The following is a 17,777-nucleotide window of genomic DNA, read 5'->3' as shown; positions in this document are numbered from 1 at the left end:
CGCGCTCTTGCGAACGCTTCGCAACAAGGTCCTATCATTGAGAGGTTCACGACCCCGCGCACCCGGCGCGCCCATGCGAGAACGCAGGAAGCGGAGCCTCCCCCATGCATGTACCCGACGGATTCATCAACGCACCCGTCTCCGCCGTCGCGGGCGTCGTCGCCGCCGGTGCCGTGGCCGTCAGTCTGAAGGGGGCCCGGCGCGAGCTCGACGAGCGCACCGCGCCGCTGGCCGGTCTGGTCGCCGCCTTCATCTTCGCCGTGCAGATGCTGAACTTCCCCGTCGCCGCAGGCACCAGCGGCCATCTGCTCGGCGGGGCGCTCGCCGCGATACTCGTCGGACCGTATACGGGCGTGCTCTGTATATCCGTCGTCCTGCTGATGCAGGGCATCCTCTTCGCCGACGGCGGCCTCACCGCGCTCGGCGTCAACGTCCTCGACATGGGCATCACGACCACGGTCGTCGCGTACGCGCTCTTCCGCGGCCTGGTAAGCGTGCTGCCGCGCACCCGCCGCTCGATGACCGCCGCCTCCTTCGTCGCCGCGCTGGTCTCCGTACCGGCCGCCGCCTGTGTCTTCACCCTCCTGTACTGGATCGGCGGGACCACCGACATCCCGATCGGCAAGGTCTTCACGGCCATGGTCGGCGTGCACGTCCTCATCGGCATCGGCGAGGCCGTGATCACCGCGCTCACCGTCGGCGCCGTCCTCGCCGTCCGCCCCGACCTGGTCCACGGCGCGAAGGGCCTCACCGCCCCGCTCAAGCTCCGCGTCGACGGCGAACTGGTCGACGCCCCGGCCCCGGTCCGCGAGCCCGCCCCCGCCGCGCACCGCCCGACCCGCGGCCTCTGGGCCACCGGCCTGGTCACCGCCCTCGTGCTCGCCGGATTCGTCTCCTTCTACGCCTCCGCCAACCCGGACGGTCTGGAGAAGGTCGCCACCGACCAGGGCATCGACAAGAAGGCCAAGGAGCACGCCGCCAAGGACTCCCCGCTCGCCGACTACGGCGTCAAGGACGTCTCCAACACCCGGCTCTCCGGCGGCCTCGCCGGGATCATCGGCGTCGGCGCCACCCTCGTCGCGGGCAGCGGCGCCTTCTACGTGGTCTCCCGCCGCCGCCGTACGCAGGGCGAGGAGCACTCGCGTAACGACGAGAAGGTCTGACATGGGCGCCGGCCACGCGCACAAGCTCTACCGGCACGGGCACTCACCGGTCCACGGCCTGCCGCCGCACTGCAAGCTCGCCGCCGTCTTCTGCTTCGTCGTGGTCGTCGTCTGCACCCCGCGCGAGGCCGTCTGGGCCTTCGGGCTCTACGCGCTGCTCATCGCGGGCGTCACCGCGCTCGCCCGCGTCCCGGCCGGCTTCCTGCTCAAGCGGCTGCTGATCGAGGTGCCGTTCGTCGCGTTCGCGCTGCTCATGCCGTTCGTCGTGCCCGGCGAGCAGACCCACGTCCTCGGCCTCTCCGTCAGCGTCCCCGGCCTCTGGGGCGCCTGGAACGTGCTGGCCAAGGGCACGCTCGGGGTCGCCGCCTCGGTGCTCCTCGCCTCCACCACCGAACTGCGTGAACTGCTGCTCGGCCTCCAGCGCCTCAAGCTGCCGCCGCTGCTCGTCCAGATCGCCTCCTTCATGATCCGCTACGGCGATGTGATCACCGACGAGATGCGCCGCATGTCCATCGCCCGCCGCTCCCGCGGCTTCGAGGCCCGCGGCCTGCGGCACTGGGGCGTCCTCGCCAAGTCGGCCGGCGCCCTGTTCATCCGCTCGTACGAGCGCGGCGAACGCGTCCACCTCGCGATGGTCAGCCGCGGCTACCGGGGCTCCATGCCGGTGATCGACCAGGTGACCGCATCCCGCACCCAGTGGGCGTACGCCGCCGCCCTCCCGCTGCTCGCCCTCGCCGTGTGTCTGGTGGGATGGACCGTATGAGCACCGACCCCGCCCCCGTACCGCCGTCCCTGGAGGTCAGCGGCCTCGCGTACGCGTACCCCGACGGCCATCAGGCGCTGTTCGGCGTCGACCTGACCGTCGGACGCGGCGAACGCGTCGCGCTGCTCGGCCCGAACGGCGCCGGCAAGACGACCCTCGTCCTCCACCTCAACGGCATCCTGGAGGCGGGCGCCGGATCGGTGCGCGTGGCCGGGATGCCGGTCGGCAAGCGGAACATGGCCGAGATCAGGCGCCGCGTCGGCATCGTCTTCCAGGACCCCGACGACCAGCTCTTCATGCCCACCGTCCGCGAGGACGTCGCCTTCGGACCCGCCGCCGGGGGACTGCGCGGCACGGAGCTGGAGGAGCGGGTCATGGAGGCGCTGAAACAGGTCGGCATGGAGGATTACGCGGGCAGGCCGCCGCACCACCTCTCCTTCGGGCAGCGCCGCCGCGTCGCCGTCGCCACCGTCCTCGCCATGCGGCCGGAGATCCTGGTCCTGGACGAGCCCTCGTCCAATCTGGACCCGGCGTCCCGGCGCGAACTCGCCGACATCCTGCGCTCCCTGGACGTCACCGTCCTGATGGTCACGCACGACCTGCCGTACGCGCTGGAGCTGTGCGCCCGCGCGGTGATCCTCAGCGACGGGGTCATCGCCGCCGACGACCGCACCCAGGACCTCCTGTGCGACGAGCCCCTGATGCGCGCCCACCGCCTGGAACTCCCCTTCGGCTTCGACCCGCGTTCCGTGACGGTGAATTCCGGGTGACCCGCCCCACCTCCCACCTGCGGTGCCGTGCACCATGGGGGGATGAGCGGGAGTGCGGCAGCAGGCGTGGACGTACGAGGCACGGCGGCGCCCGGATTCGAAGCGGTCCGGGACGCGTTCGTCCGTAACTTCGAGCAGCGCGGCGACCGGGGCGCGGCGGTCGCCGTCTACCGGCACGGGCGCAAGGTGGTCGACCTGTGGGCCGGCACCAGAGACGTGGACGGCACCGAACCCTGGGCCGTCGACACCGTCCAGATCGTCCGCTCCGCCGGCAAGGGCATCGCCGCCGCCGTCCCGCTGCTGCTCCACCAGCGCGGCCAGATCGACCTGCACGCCCCGGTCTCCACGTACTGGCCGGAATTCAAGGCGAACGGCAAGGAACGCGTCTTCGTCCGCCACCTCCTCGCCCACCGGGCCGGCGTCCCGGCCCTGGACCGGCCGCTGACCCCGGCGGAGGCCGCGGACGGGATGAGCGGGGCGCACGCCGTCGCCGCCCAGGCCCCGGCCTGGGAGCCCGGCACCGCGCACGGCTACCACGCGCAGACCTACAGCTGGCTCATCGGCGAACTCGTGCGCCGCGTCACCGGGCGCACCGTCGGCCGCTGGGTCGCCGAGGAGATCGCCCGCCCGCTCGGCCTCGACTTCTGGTTCGGCATCCCCGGGGACGAGGCCCACCGGGTCGGCCGGATCGGGCCCGCCGAGCCGCCGGCCGACGCGGACACCGGGGCGCTGCGGATGCGCCCGAAGCGGTCGGTGGCGGACGCCTACCGCGACCCGGAGTCGCTGACCCGGCGGGCGTTCGGCGCGATCGACCCGCTGCCCGACGAGAACGACCCCGGCTACCGGGCCGCCGAACTCCCCGCCTCCAACGGCACCGCGACCGCGCGCGGCCTGGCCCGCTGCTATGCCGCGATGATCGGCCCGGTCGACGGCCAGCGGCTGTTCGCACCGGCGACCCTGACGCTCGCCCGCACCGAGGAGTCGGCGGGCCCGGACCGGGTGCTCGTCGTCAACACCCGCTTCGGCCTGGGCTACATGCTCCACGGCCCGGCGAGCCCGCTGCTCGCGCCCGGCTCCTTCGGGCACCCCGGCCGGGGCGGCTCGCTGGGCTTCGCGGACCCGGAGTCGGGGATCGCCTTCGGGTACGTGACGAACGGCCTCCAGAAGGGGGTTACGGCGGACCCCAGGGCGCAGGCGTTGGTGCGGGCGGTGAGGTCGGCGCTGTGACCGCTGTGCGCTTCGGGGGAGTTGCCGCCGGCCGCCCCGGGCCCAGGTCCTGATCCGCGCGGTACGGTCGGCGCTATGACTCGCTTCGACGGATACGCCGTCCTCATCACCGGTGCGGGCCGGGGCATCGGCGCCGCCACCGCCCGCCTGCTGGCCGCCGAGGGCGCCCGCGTCCTCGTCACCGACCTGGACGCCGCCCGGGCGGAGACCGTCGCGGCGGAGATCCGGGCGGACGGGCGCGTGGCCGAGCCGCTGGTCTGCGACGTGGCGGACCGGGCGGCGGTCGAGGCGGCGGTGGCCTACGCAGTGGAGACCTTCGGCGGTCTCGACGTCCTCGTCAACAACGCGTACGCGTGCAGCCTGGACAGCACGCTCTTCGAGGACGAGCCGGACGAGACCTGGCACCGCGACCTCGACATCTCGCTGGGCGGCGCCTACCGCTGCGCCCGCGCCGCGATGCCGCACCTCGCCGCGTCCGGGCGCGGCGCGATCGTCTCCATCGGCTCCGTCAACGGCATGCAGGACTTCGGCAACCACGCCTACAGCGCCGCGAAGGCGGGCCTGGCCAGCCTCACCCGCACCCTCGCCGGCCACGCGGGCCCGCGCGGCGTCCGCGCCAACCTCGTCGTTCCCGGCACGATCCGCACCGATGCCTGGGCGGGCCGCGAGGCGGAGCTGGACCGGGTCACCGCGCTGTACCCGCTGGGCCGCGTCGGCGAACCGGAGGACATCGCGAAGGCGGTCGCGTTCCTCGCGTCGTCGGACGCGGAGTGGATCACGGGCACGTCGTTGTGCGTGGACGGGGGGCTGACGGCGGTCAACACGGGGTTCCGGGCGGCGGTTTCGGAGTAGGGGCGGCGTGCGCGCGTACGGCTGCGCGCTACCAGGGGATCTCGCCCTCGTCGCTGAAGAAGCGGCCGGTCGGTCCGTCGTCCGCCACGGTGGCCAGCCGGATCGCGGCGACCGCGCCCTGCTGCGGGGTGCGCGTCCCGCGGAAGCCGTTGAGGTCGGTCGCGGTGAAGCCGGGGCAGACGGCGTTGATCAGGATGGACGTGTCGGCCAGCTCCTTCGCGTACTGCACGGTGACGGCGTTGAGGAAGGATTTGGACGGCGCGTAGGCGATGGAGATCGGGCCGGTCTCGGCGCCCGGGGTGGTCTGGAGCGTGAGGGAGCCGACGCTGCTGGACACGTTCACGATGCGCGGTGACGGGGAGCGGCGCAGCAGCGGGAGCAGGGCGTTGGTGACGCGGATGACGCCGATCACGTTGGTCTCCACGGCCTCCCGCACCCGGTCCACGTCGACCGTGGTGGGCTCCTGGGGGTGGCCGCCGGTGATCGCCGCGTTGTTGACGAGCGCGTCGAGCCGCCCGCCCCGCTCCTCCAGCAGCCGGGCCGCCGCGGTCACGCTCGCGTCGTCGGTCACGTCCAGCGGTACGCCGAAGGCGTCGGCCCCGGCCGCGCGCAGCTTCTCCACGGCGGCCGCGCGCCGCTCCTCGTCCCGCGCGCCGACGCCGACCGACCAGCCGAGCGCGCCGAGCCCGGCGGCGATCTCGTAGCCGATGCCCTTGTTGGCCCCGGTCACCAGCGCGACCTTGGGGTGGTTCACAGTCTTTGTCTCGGTCATGCCTTCGATCCTTCTCCCGGACCGGGCGGGGCGTCCAAGACCGACCGGGTGGGCGGCGATACCGCCCGGGTATCGCTCCTGGTGAGGCCCGTTACGCTGGGGGTGTGGAGACACGTGAACTGCGGTACTTCGTCGCGGTCGCCGAGGAGCTGCACTTCGGCCGGGCCGCGGGGCGGCTCGGGATCGCCCAGCCCCCGCTGTCGCGGGCGATCGGCGCGCTGGAGCGGCGGCTGGGCACGCCCCTCCTGGAGCGCGGCAGCCGGGGCGTCACCCTGACCGGGCCCGGAGCGGTGCTGCTGCGGGAGGCGCGGGCGGCGCTGGACGCCGTCGAGGCCGCCGAGCGCCGCACCCGCCGGGCCGCGCTCACCGAGGCCGGCCACCCCACCGTGATCCTCGCCGCGAAGGCGGGCGCCTCCGGCGAACTGCTGGCCAAGCTCCTGGACGCCTACGCGGCCGAGCCCGGCGCCGTCGCCGTGGACGTCCTGCTGTGCGGGCCGGGCGAGCAGGCGGGCGTGCTGCGCGACGGCCGGGCCGACGTGGCCCTGCTGCACCGCCCGTTCGACGACCTGGCCGGCTTCGACACCGAGGACCTGCACACGGAGGGCCAGGTCGCGGTCCTCCCGGCCGGCCACCCCCTCAGCCTCCGCCCCCACCTCCGTCTCGCCGAGGTCACCGACCTCCCCGACCTCCCCCTCCCCCGCTGGCCCCGTCCCGACGGCACGTTCCCGGACGGCCCCGGCCCCAAGGTGCGCGACCACACCCAACTCACCCAGCTCATCGCCCTGGGCCGCGCCTGCGCAATCGTCCCGGAAACCATCCGCCCCAGCCTCCCCGAGGGCCTGACCGCCGTCCCCGTACCCGACAGCCCCCACGTCACCACGGTCATCGCCTGGCCCCCGCACAGCCGCTCAACGGCGGTCGCGGGGCTGGTCCGCGCGGCCATGGCGCTGTGACCGGCGGCGGTGAGCCCGGGCCGGTCAAGGTGTCGAGCTGTTTCGCGAGCCCGGGGTTTCTGCGTGCCGGCGGCGGCCTTTGTCCGGTGGGCTATGCTGCGCGGCGATGACTACCGGGACGGCATTGCGCCACACACGGATTGGTGACCCGGTGCTCTCCTGAGCGCCGTACGGGCCGGCGAGGGCCCGCTGTTCGACCGAGGATCCTGCGCTGGTGCGCGGGCTCCGCCTCCGTCGTGTTGATCACAAGCTCCACACATCAACCACGACAGGAGAATTCATGCCCATCAAGACGCTGCACATTCCCACCGCGGACGGCCGGGCCGACGCGTTCGCCGCCTTCCCGGACCATGGCGAGCAGCACCCAGGTGTGCTGATGTACGCGGACGGTTTCGGCATCCGGCCCGTACTGCGGGAAATGGCCAACGAGCTGGCCGGGCACGGGTACTACGTGCTCGTCCCCAATCTCTTCTACCGGCACGGCCCCGCACCGGTGATCGAACTTCCCGAGCACATCGGAGAAGAGGCCCGGGACGCGGTCTTCGCTCAGCTGATGCCCTTGATCGAGGCGCACACCGCCGAACGCGTCCTGAGCGACGCCGACGCCTACCTCGGGTTCCTCACCGCTCAGCCCGAGGTCGGCGCCGGCCCGGTCGCGGTGACCGGCTACTGCATCGGCGGCCTCCTGGCGACGCGCACCGCCGCAGCTCACCCCGGCCAGGTGGCCGCCCTCGCCGCGTTCCACGGCCCCGTTGGCGCCGACGGGCCCGACAGCCTGGCCAGGCTCACCGCCGAGACCCACTTCGGCCATGCCGAGAGCGATCTGACGCCCGAGGCCCTCGGCGAGCTCAACCAGGCCCTGGACGCCGCGGGGGTCCGCTACACCTCCGAGATCTACCCCGGCACCGTCCACGGCTTCGCCATGTCCGACACCGACGCCTTCGACCCCGCCGCGTTGCAGCGCCACTGGGACCGCCTGATCCCGCTTCTCGACCGCGCCCTGGCCAACCGCTGAGTCTCCGACCGGAGTCCAAGGGGGCCTCGAAGACGGGTGTGAGCTTGTGCCAAGATCACGGGATGCTGCGACTCACCGATTTCATCATCGACTGCCCGGACACGATGAAGCCGGCGGCCTTCTACTCCGAGGTCACGGGCCGTCCGGTGAAGGAGGGCAGCTCCGAGGACTGGGCAGGCATCCAGTTCGGCGAGATCGAGCTGGCCTTCATCCGGGTGGCCGACTACCGCGCTCCGCAGTGGCCCGACAGCGCACACCCCAAGCAGTTCCACCTCGACTTCGAAGTGGACGACATCGAGTCGGAGCAGCGCCGCGTGCTCGACCTCGGCGCGACACTGAGGCAGGACTTCATCGGCCCCAACGGCTACGGCTGGCAGGTCTACACCGACCCGATCGGCCACCCCTTCTGCCTGTGCCGCAACAAGGGCGTCATCTGGACCGACCAGGGCCCGGTCTGGCCCGAGCGCGACTGGCCCTTCGGCTCGTAGCGGTTGGTGCCCCCCCCGGGCTCCCACGCACCCCGGCCCCAGGAGCAGTCGGACCGGATCGAGCGGATCCCGCTGCCAGACGTGCGGCGCATGATCGTCAGCAGCGGCTCGCTGGTCGGGCTGCTCCACGTACTCATGGACGAGGCGATCCGCTGACCTCACCGGCAGACGAGCATGCCGCCCAGGCAGGTGACACGGAAGACGCCCTCCGCCCGAATGACCTCGCTGACCCGATCCCGCGCACGCTCGATCGTCTCCCGGAAGGGAACGCCCATCTCGTCCGCCCAGGCTTCGTACGAGGCCAGGTGCGCGACAACCGGTGCGGCGTCGGTCACCTCGATCACCCCGGGGAGGGGGATCGCGCGGATCTCCCCGAAGACGGGCGCGAGGACCGTCGGCGCGTCCTCCAGCGTGAAGCGGCCGGACAACTGCACGCGGGCCGGTCCTTCCCGGACACCCAGCACGTCACCTGCGGCCTGACGCCAAAGCTGTTCCAGCTCCCGCTTGTCGGTCCGGCTGTTCGTGGAGACGATCGCGACGCCACCGGGCGCCAGCACGCGCCCCAACTCCCATACAGCCTGGGCCTGGTCCGCGACGTGATACAGCATGTGCAGCGCAAGAACCGCCCCCAGGCTTCCATCTGCAACGGGCAACTGCTGGACGTCCGCAACGACCGCTCCGGGGACGGCACCGAGGATGCCGGGGGAGATGTCCATGGGCAGCACGCTCAGATCGGGCCGGTCGCCCCGCACCCGGGCAACGAACTTCCCGTTGCCACAACCCACATCGGCGACCGCACCGCGTACATCTGCTAGTTCGTCAACGACGATGCCCGGAAGGTCATGACGCGGGGTCTGCCATTGGTAGAGGGACTGACGGGCGGCCAAATGCTCACCCGTGCCGTACGCCTTGCCGGCAAGAAGGCTGCGATCGGTCACCAGATGTTCATGCGTGGGCTGGGAGGTCATCGGGGCTCCGTAGGGTAGGCGGCATCGACCGCCGACTGCTGGGTGACTCACAATGCGGGCTGTCCTGGGGCTGAAAGCGGCCATGGGCTGGGGCGTCCGGGTTTCGTCTCCTGAAGTCGATCGAAAGGGGCCGCGGCGATGCAGTGGAAGATCCACGGTGAGCGTCCGATCTACGAGAACAGCTGGGTGAACCTGTGGCTCACCGACGTCGAGACGCCGGACGGCAACCGCTGGGAGCACCACGTCGTCAAACTCCGGCACTTGGCGGTAGCAGCCGTCGTCAACGAGCGGCGCGAGATCCTGATGATGTGGCGCCACCGCTTCATCACGGACGCCTGGGCGTGGGAGCTGCCCATGGGTCTGATCGAGGAGGGCGAGACCCCGGCCGAGGCGGCGGCCCGTGAGGTACGGGAGGAGACCGGTTGGCGCCCCGACGTACTGAAGCCGCTCATTTACGCCGAGCCGGCCAACGGCATCACCGACTCGCAGCACCACATCTTCCGTGCCGACGGAGCAACGTACGAGGGCCCTCCGACCGAGAAGAACGAGTCGGACCGGATCGAGTGGATCCCGCTGGCCGATGTGCGGGGCATGATCGACCGGCGCGAGATCGTCAGCAGCGGCTCGCTGGTCGGGCTGCTCTACGTACTCATGGACGAGGCGACCCGCTGAGGTCTCCCCGTTCTCCGGGCCCAGTTACTGCTTGCAGTGCTTGCAAGCAGTGAGTCCCTGCTCCTTGGCCTCGTCCTCAGGCATCGACGTCTGGCCCACGTAGGTGGCTTGCTTTCCGTTCAGTGACGGGCAGCCAACGTCAGTGTGGTAGCTGGACCGGTAGTCTCCGATGCGTACGTGGACAACGCTCATAAGAGCCCCTTGGTTGTTTGCCTCAGATGGCATGTGACCCGCCTACGGTGACAAGCATCCCATCCTGCCCGGCGTCCCCTTGGGTGAAAACCCGTTAGCACCTGGCCATGCCCCCCAACGCCGCCCGGCCCCCCGGGGACAGTCCCAGGGGGCCGGGCGCGGCGTGGCCGTTCCCTCAAACGGGGACGCCGAGGTGGGGTTTCCGCTGCTGGGGCGCGGGGTGCCTGGTGCGGGTTGCCGCGAAGGCGCCCGGGCGGGTGGTGAGGCCGAGGGTTACCAGGAGGCCGGTGGCGAGCTGGATGACGGCCGCGTACCAGCCGGGCCAGGTGCCCGCCGGGAGGCCCCGGGCCGGGCGCGGTCCAGGTGGTGAGTGGTCATCATGAGCGCCGGTCTCCCGTCAGCTGTAGACGCCGAACTCGTAGAGCGAGTAGCCGTAACCCGAGCCGCGCTCCGTGCCGTTGACGCGGACGTAGCGGCCCGTGCCGGTGACGTCGAGGTCGTCTATGTCACCGTTGCCGTCGGTCACGGACTTGACCGTGGTCCAGTTCTGGCCGTCCTCGGACGTCTGGATCTCGTAGGACTTGGCGTACGCCGGGTCCCAGGCGAGCTGCACGTGCTTGATGGCCGTGGACGCGCCCAGGTCGACCTGGAGCCACTGCGGGTCGCTCCAGTCGCTCGCCCAGCGGGTGTCGAACTTGCCGTCCACCGCGTTGTCCGCGCCGCACGGGCAGCCGCCGGTCGGGTCCGTCTGGAAGGAGGAGACCGTGGCGGGCTTGCCCTGGGAGACGTTGGTGCCGTCCACCTTCGGCGGGATCACCTTGAGGGACTTGGTCTCGATGCCCACGTTGCCGTGGCCGTCCCTGGCCTTCACGTACACCTTGTAGACGCCCGTCCTGCTCGGGGCCTTCGCGGTCAGGGTGCCGTCGCCGTTGTCCGTGGTCTCGGCGGGGATCAGCGCCTTGTTCTCGTCGATGTAGTTGCTGCTGAAGAGGACCTGGTACGTGATCGCGTCGCCGTCCGGGTCCGTGGTGTGCGTGCCGACGCGCACGTCGGAGCCGGTGGGGACGCCCTCGGTGGCGTTGTCGACGGTCATGCCGGAGATCACCGGCGGGGTGTTGTCCCCGGAGGTGTCCGCGCCGTACGCCTTCTTCACCGCGTAGTACGAGAGCCGCTTCTCGCCGCCCGGCAGCAGGTTGAACCACACACCGCCGAAGTCGTCCTCGGTGCCGTAGTGGAACATCGTGGCGCCCAGGGCCACCCCCGTGTGCCCCATGACGCAGTCCCACGCCTTGGCGTAACCCTCGGCCTTCGCCGCGTCGGTGGGCTCCTCCGGTACGCCGTTGGCGTCGTCGTCCACCTCCCACTCACCGGCCGGGCCCGTCTCCGTAACGATGTAGGGCTTGTCGTAACCGCCCTGCTCCCAGTCCGACTTGACGTCGCAGACCGCGTCGTAGGCGTTGACCGCGTAGAGGTCCAGGTCCGGGGCGTTCTTCTTGTAGTACGGCCAGGCGCCGGTCCAGGCGTCCGTGGAGGTGACCGGGTGGTTCGGGTCGACCTCGTGGATCTTCTTCGCGATGTCGTTGACGAAGGAGGTGTACGCGTTGCGCTGGGCCTCCAGTTCATCGCCGCCGTAGCAGTTCTGAAGGCCGAGCGTGGACTCGTTGCCCACGTTCCACATCAGTACGCCGGGGTTGTCCTTGTAGGTGTCGACCCACTTCGGGAACTCGGCGAGCATGTCGTTCTTGTACTGCGTGTCCGTCAGGTAGTTGACGCAACCGCCGCTGCCGGGGCCGCCGCCGGGCTGGAGCCAGAAGCCGGCGATCACCTTGACGCCGTTGGCCGCCGCCGTGTCGAACAGCGGCTCGCTGGTGGCGTCCGTGCCCCAGGTGCGGATCGTGTTGACGCCCATCGAGGCCAGGTCCGGCAGATACTTACCGGCATCCGCTACCGAGGGGCCCCAGGTGAGGCCCTTGACCGTATACGGCGAACCGTCCACGGTGAGCTGCCAGTTGCCCTGCGAACCGGTGACCTTCACGACGTTTCCGGCCGCCTGCGCGGCGGGTGCCTGAAGGGTGAGCAGTCCGCCGCCGAGCAGGGCGGCCGCCGCGACGGGCGCGAGCAGGCGGCGGGTGGTGCGGGTCGTACGGGTGGGGGGATGGTGCATGTGGCTCTCTCCTTGCGGGTGGGGGGAGTTGGGGGGATGAGGAGTGGTCCGTACGCGCATGGTCCGGGGCCTCCGCGATCTTGGAGAGCGCTCTCCGGTGTGGGCCGAAAAAAGGCCCCGGACCTGTGGGGGTGTGCGCGGCCGCGGTTACGGCAGCTCGTAGTTCCCGTCGAGCACCGCACCCTGCTCGGGGTGGTTCTCGTCGTAGCCGTGCGGGTCGCACTGGAGGCCGCCCTTGATGCAGTGGGTGACCATGGCGTCCAGCGTGGCGGTGTCCCAGCCGTTCATGAAGTCGTAGTGGAACGAGAAGCCCGCCCCGCTCGCCAGCTTCACCTGGGACATGTCGCCGTTGACCGGCCACGCCATCTTGAACTCGATCATCGGCAGCGCGACCGGGTGGTCCGCCGGGCAGGAGTTGTAGTTGGCTCCGCCCGCGACCGGGTACGCCATGTGGCTCTTGTGGTCCGGCGTGTCCAGGTGGATGCCGTCCCAGCAACTGGGCGCCTGGAGGCGGAGGTTGAGCTGCACGTCCCGGCGGTCGGGGCAACTGGCCGGGAAGTTGTAGTTCTTGAAGGAGTCACCGCACTCCCAGCCCTCGACGGTGCCCTTCAGGTTCTTGAACTCCTCCTCGCTCTGCATCGGGCTGCCGACCACGTAACGCAGGCCCTTGGGGAAGGGGCGCACGCTGCGGTAGTCGGTGACACCCGACTTGTAGTAGATGGTCTGGACGCCGTCCGGGAGCACCTTGGTGTCCCCGTTGAACAGGCTCGGCATCCAGTAGCCCGACTTGTCGCCGGGCGCCAGACACGTGGTGTCGCCGGACTCCAGTGAGGCGGCGGTGGTGTACGCGTCCGTCGTGGTGTTGCCCATGAACGTGTGGTCGTGGGACTTGCCGGGCTGGCCCGGGTAGACGATCGGGTCGTCCGGCGCGGTGTGCGTGGGGGCGCACTTGGCCTGGAACTCGTGGAAGTACGCCGTCGGCGGGACGTCCATCGAGGGGGTGACCCCGGTGACCGGCGGGTCGGCCATGATGTAGCCGTCCCCGTCCGGGTCGTCGCCGGACGCCTGGGTGGACGCCGGCATGCCGGGCATGCCCGGCATCGAGTAGGCCGCGTGCTCGGTGTGCGCGGCGGTGCCCGTCCCGGGGGCCGCGTTCGCCGTCGCGGCGATCCCGGCGATCCCGGCCGTGGTCAGGCTCAGTGAGGTGAACAAGAGCAGTCCGGTGAGCGTTCTGGACCTCCGTGGCATGGAGACCTCCTGCTGCGTCGTGGGGGAGCGTGGGGTGAGGGAGGGCGCCCGGCCGGGGAGGTACGGAAGCACTGCGGTCATTCTTGGAGAGCGCTCTCCCGCTGTGGAGTGTTCCGCTCCTGACAAGAGCGTGTCAATACTTCGTGTCATCACTTCATGAGTCCTCCCCGTCCGTTACGGGGATGCCGAGCGCCCCGAGGAACGCCGTCGCGGCCGGGGTGCGGCCGGACCGGCTCCAGACGACGTGCTGGACGCGGACCGGTGCGTCGGAGACCTCGATCGCGACGATGCCGGCCAGTCGGACGGCGTACGCGGGCGGCAGCATGGCCACCGCCAGGCCGGGGCTGACGAGGCTCGCGATGTAGTCCGCGGTGGTGACCTCGAAGGCGACATCGCGGGTGAGTCCGGCGGCGGCGAACGCCTGGTCGGTCTGGGCGCGTCCGGCCGTGCCCGCCGGGAAGTCCGCGAAGACCTCCGATGCGAGTCTCCGCAGGTCCACGGAGGGCGCCCCGGCCAGCGGATGGTCCGGGGCGACCACCGCGACGAGCCGGTCGCGGGCCAGTTCGTGGCGGCCGACGCCCCGGGGCGCGGCGGTCGCGGGCAGCCCGAGGAAAGCCACGTCGAGGGCCCCTTCGCGGACCTGCTCGGCCAGCTCGTCGCTGGCGCCCACGCGCAGGCTGACACGCACCTGGGGGTGGCGCCGGCGGAAGTCGCCCAGGGCGGCCGGGATGTCGACCGCGGTGACCGTCGGGATCAGGCCCACCGCGAGCCGGCCGCGCACCTCGCCGACGGCCGCCGCGACCTCGGCGGCGGCGCGCTCGGCGGCCTCCAGGCACTGGCGGGCAGCCGGCAGGAACGCCTCGCCGGCCGGGGTCAGCCGCACCCGGCGGGTGGTCCGCTCGAAGAGCCGCCCGCCCAGCTCCCGTTCCAGGCGGGCGATCTGGTGACTCAGCGCCGACTGCACCACCAGGCACCGTTCGGCGGCCCGGGTGAAGCTGCCGGTTTCGGCCACGGCGATCACGTAACGCATCTGCTGGAGCTCCATGGGTGCATCGTCCATCCATCGTGGATAGAGATCAATGCGGTGACGGACATGTGTTGGACTCATCAATGGGTCCGGGCCGAGACTTCGAACCATGACCAGTCGACCCGGGGCGCTGCCCCGTACCGCCCTGACCGCGCTCGCCCCGGCGGTGTGGGGCACGACCTACCTCGTCACCACCGAGTTCCTGCCGGCCGGGCACCCGCTGTTCGCCGGCTTCCTGCGCGCCCTGCCCGCCGGGCTGATCGCCCTCGCCGTCACCCGCACGCTGCCGCGCGGCGCCTGGTGGGGGAAGGCGGCGGTGCTCGGGGTGCTCAACATCGGGCTCTTCCTGCCGCTGCTGTTCATCACGGCGGAGCGGCTGCCGGGCGGTGTCGCCGCCACCCTGGGCGCCGCCCAACCGCTCGTCGTCGCCGTCCTCGCGGTCGCCGTCCTCCGCCAGCCCCTGGCGGCCCGGCCCCTGTTGTGGGGTGTTACGGGGGTGCTGGGCGTCGGCCTGGTGGTCATCGGGCCCGGGGCGGAGCTGGACGCGGCCGGGGTGGCGGCGGGCCTCGCCGGGGCGGCCACGATGGGGCTCGGCGTGACGCTCACCAAGCGGTGGGGGCGGCCCGAGGGCGTCGGGCCGCTCGCCTTCACCGGCTGGCAGCTCACCGCCGGGGGCCTCTTCCTGGCGCCGGTCACCTTCCTCGCCGAGGGCGCCCCGCCCGCGATCGACGGCCGCGCCGCGCTCGGCTACCTCTGGCTGGGCCTGGTCGGCGGGCTGCTGACGTACGCCCTGTGGTTCCGGGGCATCGGCGCGCTGCCGGTGACCTCGGTGGCCGTCCTCGGACTGCTCTCGCCGCTCGTCGCGGCCGGGCTGGGCGCGCTCGTCCTGGACCAGACGCTCGGCCCGGTCCAGCTGGCGGGCTTCGCGCTCGCCCTCGCCTCGATCGTCGGGGGCCAGCTTCCGGGGCGCGCCGCCCGTAAGTCTCTCGTCCCCACAACTCCCGTACCGGAAAGGACCCCTCGATGAGGATCGCCGTTCTCGGAGCCGCAGGCATGGCCGGCTCCCGTGTCGTCACCGAAGCCGCGCACCGGGGCCACGCGCTCCTCGCGGTGTACCGCTCCACCCGCCCGGACACCCTGCCGCCCGGGGTCACCCCGGTGGCGGGCGACGCGGACGACACCGACGCGATGTGCGCCCTGTTCGACGGGGCCGACGCGGTGGTGGCCGCGACCCGCCCGCCCGTGGGGCGCGAGCACACCATCGCGGCGACGACGACCGCGCTGCTCGACGCGGCCGCGAAGACCGGGACGCGCGTCCTGGTGATCGGCGGCGCGGGCCCGCTGGAGGTCCCCGGGCACCCCGGGCGGCTGGTGGTGGACGACCCCGCGTACGTACCGCCGCAGTGGCGCACGGTCGCCGCCGCCAGCTCCGCCCAGCTCGCCGCCTGCCGGGCGCACGAGGCCGACTGGACCTACCTCAGCCCGCCCGCCGTCCTGGAGCCGGGCCGCCGCACGGGTGCGTACCGCCGGGGCACGACGACCCTGCTCACCACGGACGACGGCGCGTCCCGCATCGCGGCGGAGGACCTGGCGGTGGCGGTGCTGGACGAGCTGGAACGGCCGCGAGGGGAACGGCACTTCACGGTGGGCTACTGAGGCCCGGCGGCCCGCAGCGCGGCGGCGATCCTGTCGTGGATCAGGAAGTCGGCGGGGTCGCGGTTCTCCTTGAGCCGGTCCAGATCCCCGGGGTCGTGGCCCGCCGGGCTCACGGCCCCGCCCGCAGGACCTCCGCGACGACCGGGCCCGCCGCGTCGCCGCCGTGGCCGCCGGACTGGACCAGGGCGGCGGCCGCCAGGTCGTTGCTGAAACCGGTGAACCAGCTGTCGGACGTGGCGTGGCCGTCGATCTCCGCCGAGCCCGTCTTGGCGCCCTTGTCAGGGCCGACGCTCGCCATGGCCTGCGTCGCGGTGCCCTCGGGGGCGGTCGCCGTGTAGCGCAGCATCTCCTTGAGCTGACCGGAGACGCCGGGCGGCAGCGGGGTCGCGGTGGCGAAGGTCCGGTTGTCCAGGGACTGCGGCACGATGAACGGCTGCCGGAAGCGGCCGTTGACGGCGGTCGCGGTCACCGAGGCCATGTTGAGCGGGTTCATCTGGACCTTGCCCTGGCCGATGAACGAGGCGGCGGTCTCGGCGTCCCGGGACTCGGGAACGCTGCCGTCCGTGGTCACGATCCCGGTCTGCCAGTTGTCGCCGCCGAGCCCGAAGTACTGGCTGGCCTCGTTGCCCAGCGCGGTGTCGCGCTTGTTGCCCAGGGGCAGCACCGGCTTGATGAAAGCGGTGTTGCAGGACCGGGCGAACGCCGTCTTCAGTGTGGCGCTCGGCATCGAGAAGTCGTTCAGGTTGTGGAAGACGACCCCCACCCAGGGCACGGTCGCGGGGCACTGGACGGGCGCGTTCGCGCTGCCCAGGCCGTTCTGAATGATCATCGCGGCGGTGATGATCTTCATCGTCGAGCCGGGGGCGACCTTGCCCTTCCGGGCCGCGTCGAAGCCGTCGGCCCGGTTGTTCGCGATGGCCCGGATCGCGCCCGTGGACGGCTCGACCGCCGCGACCGACGCCTCCGCGAACTTCTTCACGCCCCGCTCGGCCGCCGCCTGGATCTTCGCGTCCAGCGTCGTCTGCAACTTGCCCGGCTTGCCCTTGACCAGGGTCAGCAGCGTCTTGTTGATCCCGTCGGCGTTCGCGCTGTTGATCCAGGTCTCGATCCCCGTCGTGCCGCCGGCCTTCGCGCCGTACTTCTTGCGCAGCTCGTCCAGGATGCCGCCGAGCGACGGGTACTTCTCCTTGGTGAGCACCTGCCCGTTGCGGTCCACCGCCTCGATCGACGCGGTGGAGGACTCGCCGGTCTCCAGCGACTCGCCCTTGGCGAGGTCCGGATGGATGACTGAAGGCTCCCAGTCGACCAGCGGACGACCCGTGGTCAGTCCGCGTACGACGGTGAGCTTCGAGGCGTACGACCAGGACTTCGTCGCGCCCTTGTACGAAACCGTCGCCTTCACGGTGTACGGGACGGTCGAGCCCGTCGCCTTGCCCGGGGTGATCACGGCCTTGGTGACGTGGACCGTGTCGCTGTAGCCCGTCAGCGCCGTCTCCGCGTCGGCCTTGTTGTTGGTGAGCGCCGCCGCGACCGCCGCGTCGCCCTCCGCCCACGCGGCCAGGAAGTCCTTCGAGGTGTCGGCGATCTCCTCCTTGGTGACCGGGCCCGACCTCACCTCGGTGGAGTCGGCGGCCGTGCTCGTACCGCCGCCGACACCGCTGTCCCCGAGGCCGTCCAGGATGTTGTACGCCCCGTACCCCACCCCGCCCAGCACGAGCGCGAACACCCCGCCGACTATGCCTACCTTCGCCCCACTGCGCATTACCGCTGTCCCCATCCCCCGGAGCATGCTTCTTGAACACGTTCAAGAAGGCTGTACGGGGCACCCTACGGGACCGTAGTGACAG

Annotated in this window: 17 protein-coding genes and 2 pseudogenes; 12 read left to right on the top strand and 7 right to left on the bottom strand. The window is 71.7% G+C overall.

The genetic code is table 11. From position 1 onward, the window contains the following. Nucleotides 1-104: 104 nt before the first annotated feature. The 5 genes from OG338_RS11135 to OG338_RS11115 all read left to right on the top strand — a co-directional run bounded on the left by OG338_RS11135 (nt 105) and on the right by OG338_RS11115 (nt 4,775). Nucleotides 105-1,163 (top strand): energy-coupling factor ABC transporter permease, encoded by a 1,059-nt coding sequence (locus tag OG338_RS11135; RefSeq protein ID WP_405937167.1) that lies wholly within the window; start codon nt 105-107, stop codon nt 1,161-1,163. 1 nt (nt 1,164) lies between these two features. Further along, nucleotides 1,165-1,926, top strand: coding sequence for a cobalt ECF transporter T component CbiQ (cbiQ, locus tag OG338_RS11130; protein WP_405937166.1), 762 nt, complete (start codon nt 1,165-1,167; stop codon nt 1,924-1,926). Further along, nucleotides 1,923-2,696 (top strand): energy-coupling factor ABC transporter ATP-binding protein, encoded by a 774-nt coding sequence (locus OG338_RS11125; RefSeq protein WP_405937165.1) that lies wholly within the window; start codon nt 1,923-1,925, stop codon nt 2,694-2,696. The genes cbiQ and OG338_RS11125 overlap by 4 nt, the downstream gene beginning before the upstream one ends. A gap of 66 nt (nt 2,697-2,762) precedes the next feature. Next, nucleotides 2,763-3,923 carry a serine hydrolase domain-containing protein gene (locus OG338_RS11120; RefSeq protein WP_405940385.1) on the top strand — a complete coding sequence of 387 codons (1,161 nt, stop codon included), beginning with the start codon at nt 2,763-2,765 and terminating at the stop codon, nt 3,921-3,923. Nucleotides 3,924-3,998: 75 nt separating this feature from the next. Further along, on the top strand, nt 3,999-4,775 hold the full coding sequence (locus OG338_RS11115) for an SDR family NAD(P)-dependent oxidoreductase (protein WP_405937164.1): 777 nt from the start codon (nt 3,999-4,001) through the stop codon (nt 4,773-4,775). Nucleotides 4,776-4,803: 28 nt separating this feature from the next. On the opposite strand, the gene OG338_RS11110 is transcribed toward OG338_RS11115, so the two are convergent. Then, complete coding sequence (locus OG338_RS11110) at nt 4,804-5,547, bottom strand: SDR family oxidoreductase (RefSeq protein WP_405937163.1); 744 nt, start codon at nt 5,545-5,547, stop codon at nt 4,804-4,806. Between the two features lie 104 nt (nt 5,548-5,651). On the opposite strand from OG338_RS11110, the gene OG338_RS11105 reads away from it, so the two are divergent. The 4 genes and pseudogenes from OG338_RS11105 to OG338_RS11090 form a co-directional block, all read left to right on the top strand. Continuing rightward, nucleotides 5,652-6,500 (top strand): LysR family transcriptional regulator, encoded by an 849-nt coding sequence (locus tag OG338_RS11105; protein WP_405937162.1) that lies wholly within the window; start codon nt 5,652-5,654, stop codon nt 6,498-6,500. Nucleotides 6,501-6,780: 280 nt separating this feature from the next. Beyond that, the gene (locus tag OG338_RS11100; protein ID WP_405937161.1) at nt 6,781-7,515 is read left to right on the top strand and encodes a dienelactone hydrolase family protein; all 735 of its coding nucleotides are present in this window, start codon (nt 6,781-6,783) and stop codon (nt 7,513-7,515) included. A 62-nt stretch (nt 7,516-7,577) separates the two neighbouring features. Continuing rightward, complete coding sequence (locus OG338_RS11095) at nt 7,578-8,003, top strand: VOC family protein (protein WP_405937160.1); 426 nt, start codon at nt 7,578-7,580, stop codon at nt 8,001-8,003. 45 nt (nt 8,004-8,048) lie between these two features. Further along, nucleotides 8,049-8,159, top strand: a pseudogene (locus OG338_RS11090) (NUDIX hydrolase); the annotation flags it as partial. A 2-nt stretch (nt 8,160-8,161) separates the two neighbouring features. Here OG338_RS11090 and OG338_RS11085 read toward each other — a convergent pair. Further along, nucleotides 8,162-8,971, bottom strand: a complete 810-nt coding sequence (locus tag OG338_RS11085; protein WP_405937159.1) for a class I SAM-dependent methyltransferase — start codon at nt 8,969-8,971, stop codon at nt 8,162-8,164. 138 nt (nt 8,972-9,109) lie between these two features. On the opposite strand from OG338_RS11085, the gene OG338_RS11080 reads away from it, so the two are divergent. Beyond that, nucleotides 9,110-9,643: an NUDIX hydrolase gene (locus OG338_RS11080; protein WP_405937158.1), complete on the top strand. Its 534-nt coding sequence runs from the start codon at nt 9,110-9,112 to the stop codon at nt 9,641-9,643. A 424-nt stretch (nt 9,644-10,067) separates the two neighbouring features. Here the strand turns inward: OG338_RS11080 and OG338_RS11075 are convergent. The 4 genes and pseudogenes from OG338_RS11075 to OG338_RS11060 all read right to left on the bottom strand — a co-directional run. Next, nucleotides 10,068-10,175 (bottom strand): annotated as a pseudogene (locus tag OG338_RS11075) (DoxX family protein); the annotation flags it as partial. 57 nt (nt 10,176-10,232) lie between these two features. Next, entirely contained in the window at nt 10,233-11,999 is a 1,767-nt protein-coding gene (locus OG338_RS11070) for a discoidin domain-containing protein (RefSeq protein ID WP_405937157.1), read from the bottom strand. A 147-nt stretch (nt 12,000-12,146) separates the two neighbouring features. Further along, nucleotides 12,147-13,247, bottom strand: a complete 1,101-nt coding sequence (locus OG338_RS11065; protein ID WP_405937156.1) for a DUF1996 domain-containing protein — start codon at nt 13,245-13,247, stop codon at nt 12,147-12,149. Nucleotides 13,248-13,401: 154 nt separating this feature from the next. Then, nucleotides 13,402-14,292 carry a LysR family transcriptional regulator gene (locus OG338_RS11060; protein ID WP_405940384.1) on the bottom strand — a complete coding sequence of 297 codons (891 nt, stop codon included), beginning with the start codon at nt 14,290-14,292 and terminating at the stop codon, nt 13,402-13,404. A gap of 91 nt (nt 14,293-14,383) precedes the next feature. On the opposite strand from OG338_RS11060, the gene OG338_RS11055 reads away from it, so the two are divergent. Continuing rightward, nucleotides 14,384-15,301, top strand: coding sequence for an EamA family transporter (locus tag OG338_RS11055; protein ID WP_405937155.1), 918 nt, complete (start codon nt 14,384-14,386; stop codon nt 15,299-15,301). After that, the gene (locus OG338_RS11050) at nt 15,298-15,930 is read left to right on the top strand and encodes an NAD(P)-dependent oxidoreductase (protein WP_405937154.1); all 633 of its coding nucleotides are present in this window, start codon (nt 15,298-15,300) and stop codon (nt 15,928-15,930) included. The genes OG338_RS11055 and OG338_RS11050 overlap by 4 nt, the downstream gene beginning before the upstream one ends. 109 nt (nt 15,931-16,039) lie before the next feature. Here the strand turns inward: OG338_RS11050 and OG338_RS11045 are convergent, their stop codons facing one another. Beyond that, nucleotides 16,040-17,692 (bottom strand): penicillin-binding transpeptidase domain-containing protein, encoded by a 1,653-nt coding sequence (locus OG338_RS11045; RefSeq protein WP_405940383.1) that lies wholly within the window; start codon nt 17,690-17,692, stop codon nt 16,040-16,042. Nucleotides 17,693-17,777: the final 85 nt, after the last annotated feature.

Source organism: Streptomyces sp. NBC_00726, from assembly GCF_045161735.1.
GTDB lineage: Bacteria > Actinomycetota > Actinomycetes > Streptomycetales > Streptomycetaceae > Streptomyces.
Note: the sequence above shows the minus strand (reverse complement) of the source record. Positions and strands in the feature narration are given on the sequence as shown.